The following is a 19,649-nucleotide window of genomic DNA, read 5'->3' on the forward strand; positions in this document are numbered from 1 at the left end:
CAAAATTAAGAAGATGAAACTATTGGATGTAAATCTAGATCGTTGCAAGATGATGTCATCGATTTACTAGGAGCTAGTTTCTTTTGAAAAGCTGAGCAACGCCTGAAAGGCGCATGATTCGTCTTCTATTCAATCACCGCACAAGCAATCCGATCCCCGGCATCGCCTGAGGGCTGGGATTTATAGTCGTCGGCACCGCCATGGATGATGACGGCCTTGCCGTGAATGTCGGTTTCGCCGGTGCCATCAAAGCGTACGGCGTTATTGAGAATCTGGGCGTAAAGTTCGCCCTTGTCATTGACATACTGGTTCATCATGTCGCCGGCATGCGGGCCGTCGGCAAATTCGTGGCCGTGGGATTTGTTCGTTGGGTTGAAATGGCCGCCAGCGGATTTAAAGCCGCCCTGCGCATCGCATTCGCCATTTTCATGGATATGAAACGCCACCCAATGCCCGGGAGGAAGGTTGCGAAGTTCGATCTTCAGGATGGCGGCATCCGGCACACCATTGACCGTCAGCGTTCCGATTTCCGCACCGCTGGTATTGATAAAGCTTGATTGGGCTTCCTCGCCCGCCCTCGCATGGCCGGGCACAAGTGCCATCGCTGCACCAAGGGCGAGAAGTGCTGCCGTGGCGGCGGTCGCCAGTGCCATGCGGCGGGCATTGTTGACGTTGGTGGCGGTGGGGATAGCAGCGACATTTGATTTCGGGCGGCAGATGTTTTCGCGATGGAACATGGGAAATCCTCTGCTGTTGCGGGTGGGTCAGTGGGCGGCATGGTGCCGGTTTGGCCGTTCTTTGAAAAACTGTCTTTGTAAAACTGGTGAGGTCGGGTTTTGTTCCGTAAATCTTTGGTTTTTTGGTTGAATTGCGACCGGAGTATTGACGGGGTTTGAGGCTATTTTGTGGGGCGGTATGGGCTCCGGACTTTGCGGGCGTGCCGGGGCGGGATTGATGGGGCGACGGGAAGCGCATGACAAAGGGGCCGCTGTCACAAGGGCGGGTCTGGGAGCGTCAGGTTTGAGGCGGCGCGGGCCGCCGTGATCAAGGCGTAACCGGACGGAGAGCAAGGCGCAGACCATGGCAGAGGAGAATGACCGGCAATCTTCGGGGGCTCCGGCACGGCCGCCGGCATCTGGTGCATCTGGCAGCGGCGTAGGCGCAAAAGGATTGGGGGATCTGATCCGGCGTGTTCTGTTTGGCCGGGTTTTATATGTTCGCGGGGCGGCGATTTTGGGCTCTGTCATGCTGACCGGGTTGGTGGTGGTTTTGTATGTCGGGTTTGTCGTGACCCTGTTTGCCGGATTTACCGCCGATATCCAGCGCGAGCTTTTAAGCCGCGAGCTTGAGCTAAGCTCGCCCGGCGATCTGGAGCGGCTGGTGTTTCAGGGTTATCACGAGGCACAGCTTAAGGGCGATATCCATGCCATGCGCACCGAAATCAGGATGCTGGACGCGGCGTCGCTGAACGCGGCCCGGCACGGATTGGCCCTGCGGCAGGATGCGATTGCCGCGTGGCGGGCGGCGTTTGATCTTTATGCCGGGCTAGGCGCGGTGATGGCAGCGCAACCAGACCGGTTTGACCCGGAATTTCGCACCGATTACCTCGCCGCGCTTAATCAGGCCTTTGCCTTTCTGGCGCAAAGCGATTTCAGTGCCGAGGCGGGGCGACCCTCGCCCGACACGGCGCGCACCGATGAGGGCAAGGAAGTGATCGCCAATCTTGACACTGCCCTGTCGCACATGAAGCTTGCGCCCGGTGTGAGCGAGGCCTTTGCAACCGATATCCAAAGCCGGATCGATGCGATCCGCAATGCGGTAATGAGCTTTGGCGAGAAAGCGGCGCGCGCCCAGGTAGCCTGGGCCAATATTACCGCCGAACAGGCGCAGGCCGACCGGCTGCGCGCCAGCCTGATGGCGGAGCTTTCCGATCTGCGCGAAGAACATGCCGCCCTTTGGGCCGACGAGGATGCGACGGATGATGGCGGGCGACGGTCGCTGGTCGCCCTGTTTCAGCAGCCGCTGGGCGGGGTGCTGTCGCTTCTGCTTCAGATGCCGGGGATTGTCCTGACACTGCTGGTGACGGTGGCGGCGGGCGGCCTTGGCTCCGTCGTCAGCTTTACCCGTCGTTATCGCCGGGTGGGAGAGGGCGGCGAGGCGGATATTGAGATGGCCGAAGGCGATATGGCACCGGTTCCGGCAGAACAGGCGCCCGAAACCGGCTTTGCCGCGGCGGGCCGCCTGATGGTAATGACCGGCGAGGGGATTGCGGCCGCAATCGCGATTTTCCTGTTTACCGAGGCCGGGATGCTGATGGTGACCCAGGGCGGGCCGGACGGATCGGGCAATATCGAAATCAGCGCATTCCTCGTGACCTTCATGGCATTCGTGTCGGGCTTCATGGCCGAGGACGCGTTTAACAAGATACAGGATGCGGGGAGAAAGCTTTTTCGCGTTGGTGGCGACGACGGGCCGGGACCGGCGGGGATGTGAGGCCGCAAAACAAAACCGGCAGGGGATGCCTGCCGGTTTGGATGGATGAGATTATGATCGCGAGGATCAGATGGCGGACGTGCCGTAACGCGGGGCGTTACGCTGCGCATTGCTGCCGGCTTCGGCATAGGCCTGGCTTGCCTGCGCGGTCTGGGTGACCTGCGACTGAAGGACCTGTTCATCACGTTCCGGCGTTGTATCGGCTGCTTCCTTGGCCGTGCTGTTTTCAAACAGTTCGGTCAGGCGGGCTTCGATGGATTTCAGCCCCTCGTTCAGACGATCTTCGGTTTCGTTGATATTGCCATTGATCGTGTCATTAAGCGCGCCAAGCCCGTCAAGGAATTCACGCGCCTGTTCAAGTCCCTTGGCAATGCCTTCGCTGGCCTGATCAAAAATCTCGCGGGCTTCTTCCTCGCTTCCGGCATTGGCGGCGATCAGATCGCCGACACGGGCAAGGATACGATCGGCAACCGCTTCGGGGGTGTAATCGGACGGATCGACACCCTGGATCGAAAGGCCGGTCGAAGACAGGCTTTCATTGATTGCCGAAACGATCTGATCGGCCGACAGAAGATTAGCCGATTGCGAGGACAGGGAAACCGAGGTCGCACTGGCAAAAGAGGAGGCAATAGAATTGTTCGACCCGGATTTCGAGTCGTCATTACCTGGCAGGTAAGACTGCGCGCTGCGGCTGGAGCCGTTTGCTGCCTGCGATGTCAGTCCGCCGATGGTGATATCCATGCCGTCCTCCCTGGACGTGGGTTGTGTGCGTATAAGTCCTTGATCGGGCTTGATACACGGTGATTTCCTGATGGCCTGCGCGGGCACCTGCTTGGTACGGATCGCGCGCCGGAAGTCTTTACGTGCGGTTAATATCGCACAATCGGGGCGAAAAGGCCACAGACAGTTATATAGGTTCGGGTGGGCGATGTGCAAACCCGCCATGCACGATACGCGGCTTTTCGGACTTGCATCGGGGCCGGTTGTGGCGGTTATCCTGCACTCTGATATTGCAACAGGGGCCAAGCCCGATTATTGAACAGGGTTTGGTTGATCAGAATTTATCTGAATTGATGGGACCGGGGCGCGTCGAGATATCCTCCGCATCCGGTATTTTGAGCTTAGGAGCTGTTTGACGGTGGCGAACTATCAGGAAAGTGCGCGCGAATTTGAAAAGCGCTGGCAGGATTACTGGCGGGAAAACGATACCTATCGTACCCCTAATCCGGGCGATGCCGATTTCGACGCCGCCAAAAAGAAAAAAGTCATCCTTGATATGTTCCCCTATCCAAGCGGGGTTGGTCTTCATATCGGTCATCCGCTGGGTTATATCGCGACCGACGTCAAGGCACGGTTCGAACGCATGCGTGGTTTCAACGTGCTGCATTCGATGGGCTTTGATGCCTTTGGGCTGCCAGCCGAACAGTTCGCCATCCAGACCGGCCAGCATCCGCGCATCACCACCGAAGCCAATATCGAAAACATGCTGCGCCAGTTGCAGGTGATCGGCCTTGGCCATGATCCGCATCGTCGCTTTGCCTCGACCGATGTCGATTATTACAAATGGACGCAGTGGATTTTTCTTCAGCTTTTCAACAGCTTCTATGATCCGACCGTCGAATGGAAAGGCCCGCAGGGGCAAACCATCACCGGGCGCGCCCGCCCGATTGCCGAGTTGCGCGGGTTGCTTGAAAGCGGTGAGTGGCTTCTGGATGAAGACGGCGTGCCGCAGCCAAAATCCGTCATTGGTGAAGGTACCAAAGCCAAAGGCAAGGAAATCGACCGTGCGATTGACCGCGGGCGTCTGGCCTATGTCGATGAGGTTCCGGTCAACTGGTGCCCGATGCTGGGTACGGTCCTGTCGAACGAGGAAGTCACCAACGAAGGCAAGTCCGAGCGGGGCGATTACCCGGTTTACAAGCGCCCGCTGAAACAGTGGATGTTGCGCATTACCGATTATGCCGATCGTCTGGTTGCTGACCTTGAAGGGCTTGATTGGCCCAATGGCGTTGTCGAGATGCAGAAAGGCTGGATCGGTCGTTCCGTCGGTGCGCGGGTCAATTTCCCGGTTGCCCTTGCCGATGGCGGCAAAGACAAGATCGCGGTCTATACCACGCGTCCCGATACGATTTTTGGTGCGACCTATATGGTGCTGGCTCCTGAACATCCGCTGGTTGATGCGCTGACGACGGCCGATCAAAAGGACGCGGTTGCGGCCTATCGTGCCGAGGTCAAACTGGCTGGTCCGGTATCGTCCAAGGATGAAGCCAACCGCGAAAAGACCGGCGTGTTTATCGGGGCTTATGCGACCAACCCGGCCAATGGGCAGCAGATCCCGGTCTGGATTGCCGATTATGTCCTGATGGGCTATGGCACCGGTGCGATCATGGCGGTCCCGGCCGGTGACCAGCGCGATTTCGAATTTGCCCATAAATTTGATCTGCCGATTGTTGCCACCACTAAGCCGTCGGAAAGCTGGCTTCGGGCCAATGCTCCGGCTGATGCGGTCGATCTTGACGATGCGGCCCTGCTGGCGCGTTACGAAACCGCCCCTGGTGATTTCAAAGTCGCGCAGACCGATATCGGCGATACAATCAATTCCGCTAATGACGAGGTCAGCCTGAACGGGCTCTCGACCCCGGATGCCAAGGCGAAAATCATCGAATGGCTGGAAGCCAAGAACATTGGCCGCGGTCGGGTTCAGTACAAACTGCGCGACTGGCTGTTTTCGCGTCAGCGTTATTGGGGCGAGCCGTTCCCGGTGCTGTTTGATCAGGAAACCGGTCAGGTGCATGGCGTGGCCGAAGCTGCCCTGCCCGTGGTTCTGCCGGAAATGACCGATTTCAAACCGCAATCAAACGAAGACCCGAATTCCGAGCCTGAGCCGCCGCTGGCACGTGCCAAGGAATGGATGGAAGTCACCGGGATCGTGCTTGCCGATGGTTCGGTCCTGCCGGTGGATGCGGCTGTTGGTTCGACCCACAGCCATGCCGGTGCAGATTACGAAGTACGTTCGTTCCGTCGTGATGCGAATTCGATGCCGAACTGGGCGGGATCGTGCTGGTATTATCTGCGCTATTTCGATGCACAAAACGATCAGGCTTTTGCATCGGATGCGGCGGCGGCTTATTGGGCCAATACCACCGATGACAATGGCAATGCCAAGCCGGGTGCTGTCGACCTTTATGTTGGCGGCGCGGAGCATGCGGTGCTGCATCTCCTGTATTCACGCTTCTGGCACAAGGTCCTATTTGACCTTGGTTATGTTGCAACGCCTGAACCGTTCCAGAAGCTGTTCAATCAGGGCATGATCACGGCCGATGCCTATACCGACGCGCGCGGCGTTTATGTTGACATCCATGATGTTGAAATGCTTGATGTCGACGGTAAAAAGCAGCCATTCAATGCCAAAACGAACGAAGCACTGATTACCGTTCCTGGCAAAATGGGCAAGCGGTATAAAAACGGCATCCCGCCGGAAGAAATTTGCGATCAATATACGATCGATACCTTCCGGACTTACGAGATGTATATGGGGCCGCTTGACAGCTCCAAACCGTGGCAGTCCGATGCGATTGTCGGCATGATGCGCTTCCTCTCCAACGTCTGGAAGGTTGCAACCCAGATGGAACGCACAAGCGACGTCGATGGCAAGATCGAGACGCTTTTGCATAAAACCATCGCCAAGGTGACCAACGACATCGCCGAACTGCGGCTTAATACCGCAATTGCGGCATTGATCGAACTGACCAACGCCATGACCCGTCAGAATGCGGTGCATGATGATCATGTTCGTGCGCTTGCCCTGATGGTCGCACCCTTTGCGCCGCATCTCGGCGAAGAGCTTATGAGCCGCATGGCAGAGGCCGAATTTGGCACCAAAAAATCGGTGATAAAATTTGATTGGCCGGTATTTGATGCCGAAAAAGCCAAGGACGACGAATTTGAAGTCCCGGTTCAGGTTAATGGCAAAAAGCGCGGTTCGATCATGGTGGCGGCCGATGCCGATCAAGCAACGGTCGAAGCAATGGCAAAGGCCGATGAAAATGTCGCCCGCCATCTTGAAGGCATGCAGATCGTCAAGGTGATCTATATCGCCAAGCCGACCCCGAAACTGATCAATATTGTGGTCAAGGGCTAGAACTTTTTCTTGCCGCAATAAGGCTTTAGACAGGGCATCTGATCAAAGATGCCCTGCTTTGTTTCGGGGCTCTTTTGTTGACTGCTGGAAATCCGCTGGATAGAAGTTTGAAGCGGCAAAGCAAAGGTCAAGCAATGAGCCACGGGCGCAAGATTTCGGTTATCGGTCTGGGATATGTCGGTTTGCCGGTGGCGGTGGCGTTTGGGACCCAAACCGGTCGTGTCGTGGCGTTTGATATCAACAAGTCCCGCATTGCGCAGCTTAAGGCAGGACATGACACAACCGGCGAGGTTGATGATCATGAACTGGCAGCCGCCGATTTGCTGCTGAGTGATAATCCGGAAGATTTGCGTCAGGCTGATTTTCATATCGTGACCGTTCCGACCCCGATTGACAGATCGAACCGCCCTGACCTGTCGCCGTTGCGATCGGCCTCGAAAACAGTTGGCACGATCCTGAAAAAAGGCGACATCGTTGTCTATGAAAGCACTGTTTATCCCGGCGCAACCGAAGAAGAATGCGTGCCGATCCTGGAGAAGCGTTCGGGCTTGAAAGCTGGCACCGATTTTACGGTGGGCTATTCGCCCGAACGTATCAATCCGGGTGACCGCGAACACCGCTTTACCACCATCACCAAGGTTGTATCCGGACAGACGCCAGAAACGCTTGAGATCGTTGCTGCCGTTTATGGCTCTGTCGTCAAGGCCGGCATTCACAAGGCACCGACCATCAAGGCCGCCGAAGCCGCCAAGGTGATTGAAAATACCCAGCGCGATCTGAATATCGCGTTGATGAACGAACTTTCGCTGATCTTTGATCGGGCGGGGATTGATACCCGTGACGTGCTGGATGCTGCCGGGACCAAATGGAATTTCCTGCGCTTTACGCCGGGTCTTGTCGGCGGGCATTGCATCGGGGTTGATCCCTATTATCTGACCCATAAGTCCGAGGAACTTGGCTATTATCCGCAGGTGGTTCTGGCTGGCCGCCGGGTGAATGACGGCATGGGCGAGGTTGTTGCCAACAAGGTGATCCGCGCGTTACTTCGCGAAGGTGCGACCAAGAACCCAACCGTTACGGTTCTTGGCCTGACCTTCAAGGAAGATGTGCCCGATATCCGCAATACGCGTGTGATCGATATCATCCGTTCGCTTGAAGAAGCAGGGATTAATGTTCAGGTCCATGATCATCATGCCGATGCCGAGGAAGTCGAGCATGAATTCGATGGTCTGAAACTGTGTGGTGATGGCGACTTGAAACCCGCTGATGCCGTCGTGTTAGCGGTGTCGCATCGTGAATATGTTGCCAAGGGTTGGTCGCTGGTGCAGGCGCTTTTGAAGGATGGCAAGGGCTTTGTTGCTGATGTGCGCGCCATCCTGCCGCGTGACGAGGTGCCTGCGGGCATCGACCTTTGGCGTTTGTAAAAGCCGGATTGATTAATCCTGATAAAGGTCAAGCTCGTGCTGCTTCTTTTTGGTGAGGCCGAGGGCGACGATTTTATGGGATGCCTGTAAATGATCGCGCAGAGCTGCGTCATCAAGTCCCGGCACGTCATAATGCTGAATCCATTTCATGCCGCGCGAGGCAAGGTAAGGGGCAGGTCGCAAGCCAGGCTGTTCCTTTAAAACCTCGTAGGCGATATCGGAAACCTTGAAGGTAATGCCAAGCGTATTGCCCTTGGTCCAGCCGCCAATCGTAAAGACCTTGCCGCCGACCTTCCAGACATCCGCACCGCCCCATTGCACAACATGGGTTGTGACCGGCAGAGATTTGCAAAATGTGTTGAATTCATCGCGGGTCATTGAGGCTTTTTTCCTGATCAAGAATTGTCAGAATATTCTGATGCCACCATTACATAGTGATCAAGAAACGATTTGACCGATGAGTTGCTGCCAATCGTGGTCAAAACGGGTATTGCTGAAATGCGCGCGGCAAAAGGCCTGTGCGGCATTCGCCATATCCTGCGTTTCTTTTGTTTGAGTAAAAGCGTCGGATATCTTGTTCGCCAGTATTTCGGGATTACCCGGTTGGCAGATACGCCCGGTTTCACCTTCGCGAACGATATCGCCCAATGTACCGATGCTGCTGGTTATGACGGGAACCCCCGCGGCCATCGCTTCCAGCACCACAAGGGGCTGGGCTTCGTTCGGATAGCGGGAGGGAAACAGGAAAAGGTTGGCTTTGGACAGAAGTTTTGCGCGGCAACCGGCATCGACCGGACCGTGATAAAGGCAGTGATTTTCAAGGCCGAAAGTGTCGATCAATCGTTCAAGTTCGCCGACTGAAATGTCACCCTCTGCCCCGGCGATATCAAGTGCGAAATCGATATTGCGCTGTCGGAGGGTTGCGCAGGCCGCCAGCACATCGTCAATGCCTTTGCTGCGAAACAGGTTCGACAGATAAAGCAGGCGTGGTGTGGTGTCATCGCATAGGGATCGTGTGATTTCGAAGGCCTCGTCAGGCAGGCAGTTGGCGATGATTTTTGATTGGCAATCAAGGCCTGTAAGTTCTTGGCGCAAGGCATCGCCAAGAATAATGGCGGTTTGCCCGGCAAAAGCCCGATGTTGCAGCCAGCCCGCAAACCTGCTTTCGCGGCTAGCTTGCAGGCCCTGACCATGCAGATGCAGGATCGCTGGAACGCCAAAAAGTTTCGACATAAGGACGTAAATGCAATCGCGATAAAACGCGCCGCCGGTCGGAGCAAAATTTATGTAAAGCGCATCGGGTTTTTGCCAAAGTTCGAAGAGCAGTCTGAGCGACAGGTAAAATGCCGTGAGCAGTTTGCCAATTGTCGGTCTGGTAATGTCGCGCGGACGCTTGGCAAAACGCATTTCAAGCAGAGTCACATCACAGATTTTCCGCAATGCGGTCAGCGCCCTTTCATTCATGACAGCAGCCCCGTGCATCGGCGGGGGCAGTTGTAGCATGGCAATAATTCGCGGGCTTTTTGTCATATGCCGATCCCCAATGCGCGTTTGAGATCAAAGAGGCGCATCCACATCGGCGGGGCTATGCCTTTGCGATGGCGGGCCAGAACATGGTGCAATGTGTCGCGATAGATTGTGGTCTGGATGGAAGCAAAGTGGCGGGTTGCAGGATCGGTATTTCGCGTGATCAATGGCTGGTCCAACCGCCAGATGGCGGCCCCGGCAATGCGCGCAGCCCGCAGGTAGAAATCAAGATCAATGCAACAGGGCAAGTCTGGATCGTATCCGCCCGCCTGTTGCCAGATATCGCGATGGAAAGCCAGAGATGAATGGTGCAGCGGATTGCTGCGATAAAGCCGTGCAGCGGGTATTTCGTGCCATTGATTGCGGCAAGTTTTTGCCTGTGCCTGTACTTGTATTTTCTGTCCTGCTGTGAAGGCGAGTACATGCGGATGGGCGCTTAAAATACCGGCTTGTATCGGCAGTCGATTGGGATGGGAAAAATCGTCTATATCCTGAATGGCAGTCAGGTTGGTCGTGGCTTGTGAAATGGCAAGATTGAGCGCAGCCCCCCTGCCAATCGGATTGCTTCGAATAAGTCGGGCCTCCTTTAATCCATCGGGAAGGACGATGGGATTGGTCGATCCGTCGTCAACGATTACTGCACAGTCCTGCGGGCGCAGAATATCCGATAGATTGGCAAAATAGCGATCCAGAAAGGCATCGCCATTTCGAACCGTGGTGATCACGGTGATCGCATCATCCTGGGTCATGACGGGTTCCAGACAATGCGAAGTGTTGCGGTGCTTTGGTTTGGCACAAAGATCGTTTTGACCGGTCCGGTCACAGCAAACAAGCCATCATCGGCAATCTGGAGCGGATGATCGGCGATCAGGTGCAGGTTCAATTCGGGGACGTCAATCCGGGTTTTATCTGGTCTTTCAAAGGCAAAACCGGCGGGAACCAGCAGACGGAACAGATGTAGGCCCGATGAGTTGTCTGCCCGGACCTGATCACGGATGACAATTTCGCTCTCGTGGAATGTGATGCTCCGCCGCCCCCGGAACCCCGCCAGCCTGAATGCGATATTTACTGTGGTATCGTTGGCGGTGCCCGATGTGAATGCCCCGAAAGCCTCGTGACCGGCAAAAGCGGGAAGAGGCTGGGATGCCGGGCTATAAAGGCTTGGAAAATCTTCTTCGCCACCGGTGGGCGGGATAAAGACATGGCCGTTTGTGATCAAAACCGGTGATGGCGTAACATCATAAGACGTTTTTCCGCGCACGCACATGCGGGCATGATAATGGCGGGTATCCTTGATCAAAAGGAAATCGGGCCTGGCGGTGGCCAGATTGGTTGGCGCAGATTCGGGGACGTTATTCACTGCCGCGCGCAGCAGCCAGAAGCCAGTGAACGCGAGATAATCGTAATGCCGGTTATAGCTATACCAGCCCGGTGTTTGTGAATTATCCGGACCGGGCACGTCTGGCAAAGGGTTGAGGGCAAGCAGGTTCAGCGGCAATGTCTCGGTTAGCAATAGTGTCTGTTCAAGGCGAAACAGGATGGCTTCGGCCTCAACGCGATAGCCATGTCTGAGCAGGGCATAAAGGGCGGTGATTGCGCCAAAGCTTTGCCCGGAACCGCGCCCGACAAGGTTTGGGATACCTGTTGTTCTGCAAAGTCTGGCGATCAGATCGGTGGCATTTGCCGCGATTTTGCTTTGGGCCTGAATGGGACTATCGGTCAGCAAGGCTGCGCAGAAGGCATGATACTGGGCTGAAAAGCAGCCGGGGCGATCCACAAAGGCCGGTGCACGCCAGAAGCGGGTGCGGATATAAAGCCAGTCGAGTTTGGCGCGCAGTTTATCGCTCCATGAACCGGATTGGCGGATACACATGGTTAGGATGCGCCAGTTTGCGACATTGGGTGTTTGATACGGGGCGTTTCGCAAGATGGCATTGCGGGTTTCGACGTTTATGTCCGGGCACCTTTCCAGTGCGTATTCGATGAATTCACGGTGATAGAGGTGGTCCTGTTTTTCGTTTTTCAGGTCGTTTATTGCCGAGATGCTTTTCGGATGATGGCGGGCATCACCCAGATTTTGCCAAAGGGCAAGGGCATAGGCCTTGGCGTAAAAGCTGTGCTGCACGAAGTTGCCGTCCTCTCCTTGATGATCGGCCATTTGATCGGCGAGCAGCCGGGCGAGGCGAAGGCAGCGTTCCTGCAGATCGGAGTGGGTTACCGGAAGTGACATGTGACCTCCAGCAACAGGGACTGACCGGATTTCAGGTTATTGAGCGGCACGGCCTGTATTTCGGGGCAGTGCCGGCCAAGCCGTTCGCGCAGGCGCCAGAAAATGGCCTTCCCGCCCGGGCATTTCCAGATCAGACGCGCAAGCCAGTCCGGGGCGGACCACGTGAACAGCCGATTGGCCCAGCGCAGCCAAATATGATCGACCGGATCAATTGGCAGCAGACGGGCGTGAATGATCCAATGATCGCCGCTATCGCGCAGATAAAGATAGGGCATAAAACGACCGGCCCCGTCATACCGATCAAGGGTGACGGAAATGATTGTGCCATCGGTCCCAGTCAGTCGGGCGATGTGGACAGGGTAAAGGCGGTATCTGTCACTGTTGGTGTGGCGAAATTTGCGACCGGCAATTTCGCCGGTTTGAATCGCGGATTTGTCAAAGACCAGTCGGATGACGGCATCCTGCAGTAGCCCATCGCGAAGGGCGGCGAGTGTCGCCCGGATGTGCAGCGTGTGCGGATCTGTTTGACGGGCGTGGTAATCAAGTGCCCAGTCGCCTTCGGCAAGTTGCCAATAATCGCCATTTTGGTACGCATCGCGGCATTGATCGGTCAGGGTCAGGAAGGACTGCCGGTCAGAGCATTCAAAGCCCCATTGTCCGAAACGGATATCGCCATACTGACCTGTGACAAGGCGGTCATTGATGATTTCGGTCTGTAATTTCTTCATGCCGGTTTGCTGCGCAAAATGGGATTGCGGTGACAGACCAAGATCAGGATCAGGCAGAAGGTCAGGCGAAGCTGCATGACGATCATTGTGTCGACTTCATGGGTAAAAGCCGGAAGAACCGCTCCTGAGAAGATCAATAGAGCAAGGCAAAGCCAGCCGGGGAATAGCCGGTTCTCGGTTTCCTGCGAGATCAGGGTTTGACGCGAGATCATGCCGAGAAATACGGGCCAGAAGGCACCTGTGCGCAGTAAGGTAACGAGGTCGGCATTGGTCGTGCCGTAAAATAGCAGGACAAGCGTTTCGGGGATGAACAGCAGTATCGCAGTAATGGCAAGCGGTGGTGTGATAAGCCAGATATCACGGAGCAACCCGGCCTGTCGTTTGGCAAATAATGCTGCTGAAATGCTGGCGATGATGGCCGCTGTGATCAGGAAAATGCGTTGGGCCAACATCAGATTGTCGCGCGCTCCATCTGGCAGGTTTTGACCGAGCAATACGAAATCAAGATTGGGCAGTGCTCCGGCAAGCAGGGTGAAACCGATCATATTGATCACATACTTGCGGGTGAGTTTGCTGATAGCGGTTTGCTGGGGGGCTTGTTCGCGCAGGGCAAAGAGGGAGCCTGCGATCAGGCTTGTCAGTGATACTGCGGGGGCGATGGCAAAGAGAGCAAGATTGCTGTCGGTTGCAATGGCAATGATGGCGATGACGACCCCGGCGATCTGGCCCAAAACGGCGATCAGGGTGATTTGGGAAAGCTGACCTCGTCCGGTGATGATCCAGTCCGTAGCAAGGGCTGCGGCAAGTGGCATCAGCAGGATTGGTGACAGGGGGATATCGGTGGTGGTGATTACGAACGCGGTTGCCACAAATGCCAAAGCCACACGCAGAGCGCAGATGCCGACTGTCACCTTGATCTGGTTCGTTTGATAGAGCCGGATCAGAAGCGGGCCGCACCCGGCCTGCGCGATGGTTACGGCAAGCCCGATGGTGGCAAGGGCGGTGAAATAACCGGCAAGCTGATCTGGAGCAAAATGATGGCCGATCAAAAGCAGAATGACCATGCCACCAAGGCGCGCAACCAGATTGGCGATCAAAAGCCAGAGGGGATACAACCTATGCATGGCGAACAAGCACCCTGTCATAGGCGGCCTCAACCCGGTTGCCATAGCCTTGCATGATGTTGGCAGATATCTGCTGACGGGCGGCTTTGCCAAGGGATTTGCGTTTGATGGGATTTGCTTGAAGGTCATGGATGGCGTCGGCAAGCGCCTCGCTATTGCGTGGCGGGATCAGGATGCCGGTTTGGTCATGTTTGATCGGGCTTCCGGCATCCGGGGTTGCGATCACGGCACATCCGGCAGCCATGGCTTCGAGCACGGCAAGGCTGCTGCCTTCCGACAGGCTGGGGAACACAAAGATATCAGCGGTGGCCAAATGACAGGATAGCTCTGTTTGCGGGAGTGGACCGTGCCAGACGCAGCCCTGTGGCAGTTTGGCAGGATAGGCAAGGGCACAAGGCTGGGCTGGGCCGATCAGGTCCAGCGTGATGGTCGGACCAAGCCGGGTGCGCAGGGTTCGAAAGGCTTCGATCAATATGCGGATGCCCTTGGCAATTGCGATATTGCCAACATAAAGCAGGCGGATGGAGCTGCGCCTTTGCATTGGGCGTTTGCAGTTTAAAAGCTGCGTGCACAGACCGGAGGCAAAGGGCACCAGATGAATGCGGGCGGGATCAATGCCGCATTCCTCAAGCCCGGCAGCGACCGCATCGGAGGGCGCAAAGACCCCTTCGGCAAAGCGGGCTTCGGCGATCCGGCGGTGGGCAAGGAAGTTGGATATCTCGCGATAACGCAAACCGTGATGGCGATATTCATCGGCAAGCTGGCGGTGGCGGATGGGGGCAAGCTGGCCAGTGACATCCGAAATGATGACCATGCCACGTGCGCGGGCAGCTCGCATGGCGGGCAGGCTGTAATTGCCCTGTCCGTGCAGAATGCGGGCATCGGGCATATGGGCGCGTGCCAGCCATGACAGCGGTAGATCGGAATAAAGATTGGGCGCAGGCAGGCGCAGTTTTTGGGCGGCCCTGCCCAGAAGGTCGGGCAGGAAATGGCGGCCCGGAATATTGGCGAGGCTCGAATCAACGCGCCGTGCCGGTGGCGTGATCAGGCCATTGCTGTCATGACGCCAGAAACTGTCCCAGCGGACCAGCCGGTTATGGTGTGCCAGATGGGCCGCGAGAATGCGGAACTGGTCATTGCGGCCGATCATCCAGACGGGGGCGTTGGTCTTGGAAAGGTGTTGATGCATCAGGCGACCTCCGTCCGTCTCGTCGCCATCAGGCAGGCCTGCCAGAGTGTTTCGGCGTGATGGGCGGGATTGTTGCGGGTGATGCGCGAATGCTGCACAGTTTGCGTTTCCTGCCATGCTGCCTGATCGCGAAGCAGTCTGGTAGCCGCATCAATCCACGCGGACAGGATGTTGCAAGGCAGGATTTCAGGCGATCCCAGAACATCACGGGCGCAGCCGACCCGGTTGCTCGCCAGTGCGACCGAACCACATGCAATCGCCTCGATCACGGTGAGGCCATAGGCATCATTGCGGCTGGGCAGAAGGCAGAGCTTGGCTTGTTGGTAAAGAGCCGGAAGGTTCGAGGGGGTAACATTTTCCACAAGTTTGGTAACCGCGCTTAACCCCATGCGGGTCAACCGGCCCGTAATATCATTGTGATGGTTCACTCCGACGATCAGGATTTTTTTGGCAGTCCCATTGCGATGAAGCTGGCTTGCGATTTCAAGGAAAGTATCAAAGCCCTTGGATCGTGCCGGTCGCCCGCACCACAGAAGATCGACCGGACGATCATCAAAGCCCGACCGATGATCGGGGGGCGTGAAAGATGGCGGGATCGGCGCGATCAAGATGTCGTTCCTAGCCTTTCCGAAACGGACAAACCAGTCATGGCCGTTTTCCCCTGCGGCGATGCAGATTTCGGCGCGCGCGATCATCGTAAGCCGGATGCTTTCCCTCAGCGGATTTTGATATGCGGCATCCGATCCCGCCCAGCCATCGAATTGTACGATGGTTGGGATATTATGCCGATCGGCGTAACGATCGGCCTGCCATTGTGCCGGGCCAAATCCTGCAAGAACCAGAACATCTGGTCGGGCAGCATCAAGAATACGTGGGAGCCCAAAATTCAGGGCGATGACGCGATTTTCGCCAAGTGGCACTTTGACGCCGGGCAGGATCGACTGGGGAAAATCACCGGTCAGGATGGGCCATCCACGTTGCGGTTCGTGATGCTGGGTGCAGATGACACGAAGTTCGTCATCCGGATCGCCGGTGCGAGCAAGGCGGGCCAGCATGCCATAAGCACGTTGCCGGTAAGGCGGAACGATATTCGTTACCAGAATGATCTTCACGCACTGTCACCTTGTGGTGTTTATCTTGATGACAAAACAATCATAAGTTACTTTCAATTTCAATGCTTTGTCAGATGGTTGTCGGGGCGGAAACAATTATAGCCATCGCATCGGTAGACATTGGGGAGAGATCGGCGGGGATGAACAGCGACCGACAGGCATTTTTCGGCCTTTCGCTTGATTTGAGCAGGCAGATAGAACTGGCTGATCATATCTGTGAACGCATCCATCATGAGGTCTGTTTCCGTCACCTGTCGCTAAATGCTGTCAAATTTGCGCAGGCCTGCCGGAACCGAGACCTTTGGAGGATTCTGACGCAGGCCGACTGCCTGTCTGCAGATGGCATGGGGATTGTTTGGGCAGCACGTTTGCTCGGGATTGCGGTACCCGAACGGGTGACGGGTATCGATTTGATGCAAAGCCTTTTGCCACGGTTTGAAGCGGTCGGGCATTCGGTGTTTTTACTTGGCGCACGCGCCGAAGTTCTGGATCGGCTTCAAAAAAGACTTCGTCTCGATTTTCCTCACCTGATCATCGCTGGTGTCCACCATGGTTATGAGATGAATGATGCCAAACTGGCCGAAATGGTGTGCAGAAGCGGGGCGGATACGGTTTTTGTCGCCCTTCCAAGCCCACGCAAAGATTCATTTGTAATCAATTACGGTGCCCAAACCGGATGCAGGTTTGTCATGGGTGTTGGTGGGGCGTTTGATGTGCTTTCTGGTGATATCAAACGGGCACCGGAAATCTGGCAACGATCCGGGTTGGAATTCGCATGGCGGATGGTCTGTGCGCCGAGAGTTATGGTGCCGCGCTATGTTTGCGGGCTTGCGCGGTTTGCGTGCGAGGTGACCCCGGCCATCTTGCTGGCAAGGCGGCGCTGGTTTTACCGCGCGGCGGGTCTGGCTGCAGTGTTTATCGGCGTGATCTGGCTGATCTTGTCTCCTGTCGATGCGGCTGGCCAGGTGGTTGCAACTCAACAGGATACGACAATAGCGGACCGTGATGCCGACGCGCAGGCCGCGGCACTGATACGATTGTTGACCGGACAGGTAGCGGAAGGCGAGACGGCGGAAATTGATGAAATCGTCGATAACCTGATCGCGAAATTGCTTGCCGAACATGACGCGACCGATGACGGCAGTCTGACGATCGAAGATTTCACAGCGATTTTGCTGATTCTTGATCGGATTTTGACGTTGACGCAGATGTTTGTACCGGGTGGGGCGGGCAGTTTTCTAATAGAACTGATAATCATGAAGGCGGTGCTTAAGCTTGTTGCGATGTATCCCTATCCGATGGTGCAAGATGTGCTGTCGGAAGGACGCCTTCCTGAAATATCCCGGCGGTTCTTTGATACCGGATATCGTGGTGAGGCGCGCTCGACCGAAGCTGCCATTGTTCCGGATTTCGTAAGTACACCAAAGCCGCCCGAGTTATTTCTATCCCTTCGTTTCAGCAAGCACTATATGCAGTGGGACCCGGCGGCAGGGCAAAGCTGGAATACGACGATTACGGAAGAACAGGCGGATACGGATCAATCTGACTGGATTGAACAGCCTTCGGTAAGCCCGCGATGAGGCATTCCGGAAATTCGCAAAATCGTAACGGGTTCGATTTGGCACTGATCGATCTTTTGCCGGTCCTGTGGCAGCGACGGGGGACTGTCGCTCTGGTATTTGCTGCCGTACTCGTTATGGCAGCGTTGATTATTCCGCGTTGGGTGCCGACTTATCATTCGGTGGTGGAAATCGGCTTTGTGACCGACGGCGATGATGCACCTCTCGATGGTATCGGAATTGCGCAGCATCTGGAAACCAGAATGGCCGAGCTTCGCGGTAACGAGGTGCTGGCAACCGCACTTTCTGTGTTGCGCGGGGACGGTGTGGAAATTGCGTCCGAGGGGGCGAAGCGTGAGGGTGACGAAGACCGGGCGATTGGCATTTTGCGATCAAGGATCGATGTGGCGCGGGTCGGCAATGCATCCGTGATCGAGGTCCGTGCAAGCGATGCCGATCCTCTTCAGAGCCAGAAAATCCTTTCGGCAGTTATCGACAGTTATCTTTGGCAGCGTGAAAACGCACGAAAACAGGGACTGCGCGCAAGGCTTTCGGAAACATCGGATCAGTTGCTGGCGGCCAATCTGCGACTTGAAACGGCAGAAACCGCCCTTGCCGACTGGCAGCAGGCGGCAGGGTTTGTCGAGGGAGATGAAAGCCGGTTGATGCTGGACCGGATATACGAACTGAACGCAGCGCTTGAACTGGCCCGGCGGGATATGGAACATGCCCGTCTGATGGCGGAGGCGAAGGTAGACGCCAACACAAATGCGCAATCGGTTGACGCGCTTCTGGCGCTGCCGCCGGTTGCCAATCATGAAATGGTGCGCAAGCTTGCCGGGCAATATGACGATGTGCGGCGACATCATGCTGCACTTGATCAGAGATACGGGCCGAAACATCCGGCAATGATTGCCGTGACAGGTGAACTTGAAACCGTTCGCAGGCATTTGGACGAGGCCGTCATGCTTGCCGCGCGTCAGATCGAACTTGATTTGCAGCAGGCACAAAAACAGTACGAGGTAATCAGAAACCAGCGCGATGCATGGCAGATAAAACTGTCCGCACGTCATGACAGGGCACAGGGGCAGGCCTTCCTTTTGCGTGCGGTGGAACTGGCACGCAGCGAGGCCGACATGCTCGGCAGGCAGGAACAGGAATTGCGTATCGGTCTTGCTGCTTTTCAGGCCGATGTGATGGTGATACAGGCCGCAACCCTACCCGAAGCCGCAGAATTCCCGGCAAGACGGGATTTATGGATGGCGGCGGTTCTGGTTGCACTTTTTGCTGCCATTGTTGCCGGGATGCTTCGGCACTATTTCGATCAGGCGATTCACGATAACGGCGATCTTGAGGATCAGTTCGGCATCCCTCTTTTTGCCCGAACGCCACAAATAGATGCCCCGGGGGCCAACGCTGTTTTGATGGAGGAAGCGGTCGGGCATCTGGCGGTCCTGATTAATATTCTTGCGAGAACCCGGGGGGATGTGGACAGGGCACATGTTACCTGCATCGGGTCGGCGGTACCGGGCGAGGGGAAAAGCAGATTGGCGCGCGACCTTGCGACAGGCTTTGTTGCTGCGGGTATGAAAACGCTGCTTCTGGATGGCGATCTGCGTCATCCAGCCGGTTGGGGGACGGGGCTGAAAATGGCCGATCTGACCACGGTTCTGACCGGGGATGCGATGGCTGGGGATGCCATTCATCACGGCGAAAATGGCGTATCCTTTGACTATATCGGGGCACGGGCGCCCGTGCCGGGGAGCCTTGCGACCGGGGTGCTTCAGACGGGTTTGGCGGATGTGCTGGATCATTTGCGCGGAAGCTATGACCGGATCGTAATCGACAGTCCGCCGGTTTTATCCGTCGCGGATGCGGTTCTGTTGATGGGCGTTGCCGATGCGCGGCTATTGATCCTGCGACGGGGATATAGCAAACGCCGGGATATTCGCGATGCGATCAGCCAGTTGCACGCCGCCGGTTTGAAGCCGGATGGCCTTGTCCTGGGGGCCGCACGGGTCAGACCGGCCTATGGCAGGATGAATGCCACACGGGCGGAGGGGATATGATGTATCGCCGTGTGATTCTGTCCATCGCGGGGGTCGTTTTGGTTGGGGTTGGT

15 protein-coding genes are annotated in these 19,649 nt (G+C 56.3%); 5 read left to right on the forward strand and 10 right to left on the reverse strand.

The annotated features are described in order from the left end of the window. Positions 1–125: 125 nt before the first annotated feature. Entirely contained in the window at positions 126–737 is a 612-nt protein-coding gene (locus J7395_RS10570; protein WP_209221432.1) for a superoxide dismutase family protein, read from the reverse strand. Between the two features lie 343 nt (positions 738–1,080). On the opposite strand from J7395_RS10570, the gene J7395_RS10575 reads away from it, so the two are divergent. Continuing rightward, positions 1,081–2,493, forward strand: a complete 1,413-nt coding sequence (locus tag J7395_RS10575) for a hypothetical protein (RefSeq protein WP_209221433.1) — start codon at positions 1,081–1,083, stop codon at positions 2,491–2,493. A 66-nt stretch (positions 2,494–2,559) separates the two neighbouring features. Here the strand turns inward: J7395_RS10575 and J7395_RS10580 are convergent, their stop codons facing one another. Beyond that, a complete protein-coding gene (locus tag J7395_RS10580; protein WP_062960973.1) occupies positions 2,560–3,234 on the reverse strand; it encodes a DUF5610 domain-containing protein in 675 nt (224 codons plus the stop codon). Between the two features lie 397 nt (positions 3,235–3,631). Here J7395_RS10580 and J7395_RS10585 point away from each other — a divergent pair, with 397 nt between their 5' ends. Further along, positions 3,632–6,634, forward strand: coding sequence for a class I tRNA ligase family protein (locus J7395_RS10585; RefSeq protein WP_209221434.1), 3,003 nt, complete (start codon positions 3,632–3,634; stop codon positions 6,632–6,634). Between the two features lie 134 nt (positions 6,635–6,768). Further along, entirely contained in the window at positions 6,769–8,058 is a 1,290-nt protein-coding gene (locus tag J7395_RS10590) for a nucleotide sugar dehydrogenase (protein WP_209221435.1), read from the forward strand. 12 nt (positions 8,059–8,070) lie between these two features. Here J7395_RS10590 and J7395_RS10595 read toward each other — a convergent pair whose 3' ends face one another. From J7395_RS10595 to J7395_RS21075, 8 genes are read right to left on the reverse strand one after another with little or no spacing between them, the layout of a single operon-like run. After that, a complete protein-coding gene (locus J7395_RS10595) occupies positions 8,071–8,436 on the reverse strand; it encodes an MmcQ/YjbR family DNA-binding protein (protein ID WP_209221436.1) in 366 nt (121 codons plus the stop codon). A gap of 60 nt (positions 8,437–8,496) precedes the next feature. Beyond that, positions 8,497–9,588, reverse strand: coding sequence for a glycosyltransferase family 4 protein (locus J7395_RS10600; RefSeq protein WP_209221437.1), 1,092 nt, complete (start codon positions 9,586–9,588; stop codon positions 8,497–8,499). Further along, on the reverse strand, positions 9,585–10,334 hold the full coding sequence (locus J7395_RS10605; protein WP_209221438.1) for a glycosyltransferase: 750 nt from the start codon (positions 10,332–10,334) through the stop codon (positions 9,585–9,587). The genes J7395_RS10600 and J7395_RS10605 overlap by 4 nt, the downstream gene beginning before the upstream one ends. Then, positions 10,331–11,815, reverse strand: a complete 1,485-nt coding sequence (locus tag J7395_RS10610) for a hypothetical protein (protein ID WP_209221439.1) — start codon at positions 11,813–11,815, stop codon at positions 10,331–10,333. The genes J7395_RS10605 and J7395_RS10610 overlap by 4 nt, the downstream gene beginning before the upstream one ends. Next, a complete protein-coding gene (locus J7395_RS10615) occupies positions 11,800–12,543 on the reverse strand; it encodes a hypothetical protein (protein ID WP_209221440.1) in 744 nt (247 codons plus the stop codon). The genes J7395_RS10610 and J7395_RS10615 overlap by 16 nt, the downstream gene beginning before the upstream one ends. Then, on the reverse strand, positions 12,540–13,667 hold the full coding sequence (locus tag J7395_RS10620) for a hypothetical protein (RefSeq protein ID WP_209221441.1): 1,128 nt from the start codon (positions 13,665–13,667) through the stop codon (positions 12,540–12,542). The genes J7395_RS10615 and J7395_RS10620 overlap by 4 nt, the downstream gene beginning before the upstream one ends. Beyond that, positions 13,660–14,856 (reverse strand): glycosyltransferase family 4 protein, encoded by a 1,197-nt coding sequence (locus J7395_RS10625; protein WP_209221442.1) that lies wholly within the window; start codon positions 14,854–14,856, stop codon positions 13,660–13,662. Before J7395_RS10625 ends, J7395_RS10620 begins: the two co-directional genes overlap by 8 nt. Continuing rightward, positions 14,856–15,968: a glycosyltransferase family 4 protein gene (locus J7395_RS21075; protein WP_209221443.1), complete on the reverse strand. Its 1,113-nt coding sequence runs from the start codon at positions 15,966–15,968 to the stop codon at positions 14,856–14,858. Before J7395_RS21075 ends, J7395_RS10625 begins: the two co-directional genes overlap by 1 nt. Positions 15,969–16,108: 140 nt before the next feature. Between J7395_RS21075 and J7395_RS10635 the strand changes: the two genes are divergently transcribed. Both J7395_RS10635 and J7395_RS10640 read left to right on the forward strand, forming a co-directional pair. After that, positions 16,109–17,548, forward strand: a complete 1,440-nt coding sequence (locus tag J7395_RS10635; RefSeq protein ID WP_209221444.1) for a WecB/TagA/CpsF family glycosyltransferase — start codon at positions 16,109–16,111, stop codon at positions 17,546–17,548. Continuing rightward, the gene (locus tag J7395_RS10640; protein ID WP_209221445.1) at positions 17,545–19,596 is read left to right on the forward strand and encodes a polysaccharide biosynthesis tyrosine autokinase; all 2,052 of its coding nucleotides are present in this window, start codon (positions 17,545–17,547) and stop codon (positions 19,594–19,596) included. The genes J7395_RS10635 and J7395_RS10640 overlap by 4 nt, the downstream gene beginning before the upstream one ends. Positions 19,597–19,649: the final 53 nt, after the last annotated feature.

This window comes from Thalassospira sp. A3_1, from assembly GCF_017744215.1.
GTDB lineage: Bacteria > Pseudomonadota > Alphaproteobacteria > Rhodospirillales > Thalassospiraceae > Thalassospira > Thalassospira lucentensis_A.

Coding starts and splice junctions, on each gene's coding strand:
- J7395_RS10580 (WP_062960973.1), bottom strand. CDS start 3,234: ATGGATATCACCATCGGCGGACTGACATCGCAGGCAGCAAACGGCTCC.
- J7395_RS10640 (WP_209221445.1), top strand. CDS start 17,545: ATGAGGCATTCCGGAAATTCGCAAAATCGTAACGGGTTCGATTTGGCA.
- J7395_RS10625 (WP_209221442.1), bottom strand. CDS start 14,856: ATGCATCAACACCTTTCCAAGACCAACGCCCCCGTCTGGATGATCGGC.
- J7395_RS10620 (WP_209221441.1), bottom strand. CDS start 13,667: ATGCATAGGTTGTATCCCCTCTGGCTTTTGATCGCCAATCTGGTTGCG.
- J7395_RS10595 (WP_209221436.1), bottom strand. CDS start 8,436: ATGACCCGCGATGAATTCAACACATTTTGCAAATCTCTGCCGGTCACA.
- J7395_RS10590 (WP_209221435.1), top strand. CDS start 6,769: ATGAGCCACGGGCGCAAGATTTCGGTTATCGGTCTGGGATATGTCGGT.
- J7395_RS10570 (WP_209221432.1), bottom strand. CDS start 737: ATGTTCCATCGCGAAAACATCTGCCGCCCGAAATCAAATGTCGCTGCT.
- J7395_RS10615 (WP_209221440.1), bottom strand. CDS start 12,543: ATGAAGAAATTACAGACCGAAATCATCAATGACCGCCTTGTCACAGGT.
- J7395_RS10610 (WP_209221439.1), bottom strand. CDS start 11,815: ATGTCACTTCCGGTAACCCACTCCGATCTGCAGGAACGCTGCCTTCGC.
- J7395_RS10575 (WP_209221433.1), top strand. CDS start 1,081: ATGGCAGAGGAGAATGACCGGCAATCTTCGGGGGCTCCGGCACGGCCG.
- J7395_RS10600 (WP_209221437.1), bottom strand. CDS start 9,588: ATGACAAAAAGCCCGCGAATTATTGCCATGCTACAACTGCCCCCGCCG.
- J7395_RS10635 (WP_209221444.1), top strand. CDS start 16,109: ATGAACAGCGACCGACAGGCATTTTTCGGCCTTTCGCTTGATTTGAGC.
- J7395_RS10605 (WP_209221438.1), bottom strand. CDS start 10,334: ATGACCCAGGATGATGCGATCACCGTGATCACCACGGTTCGAAATGGC.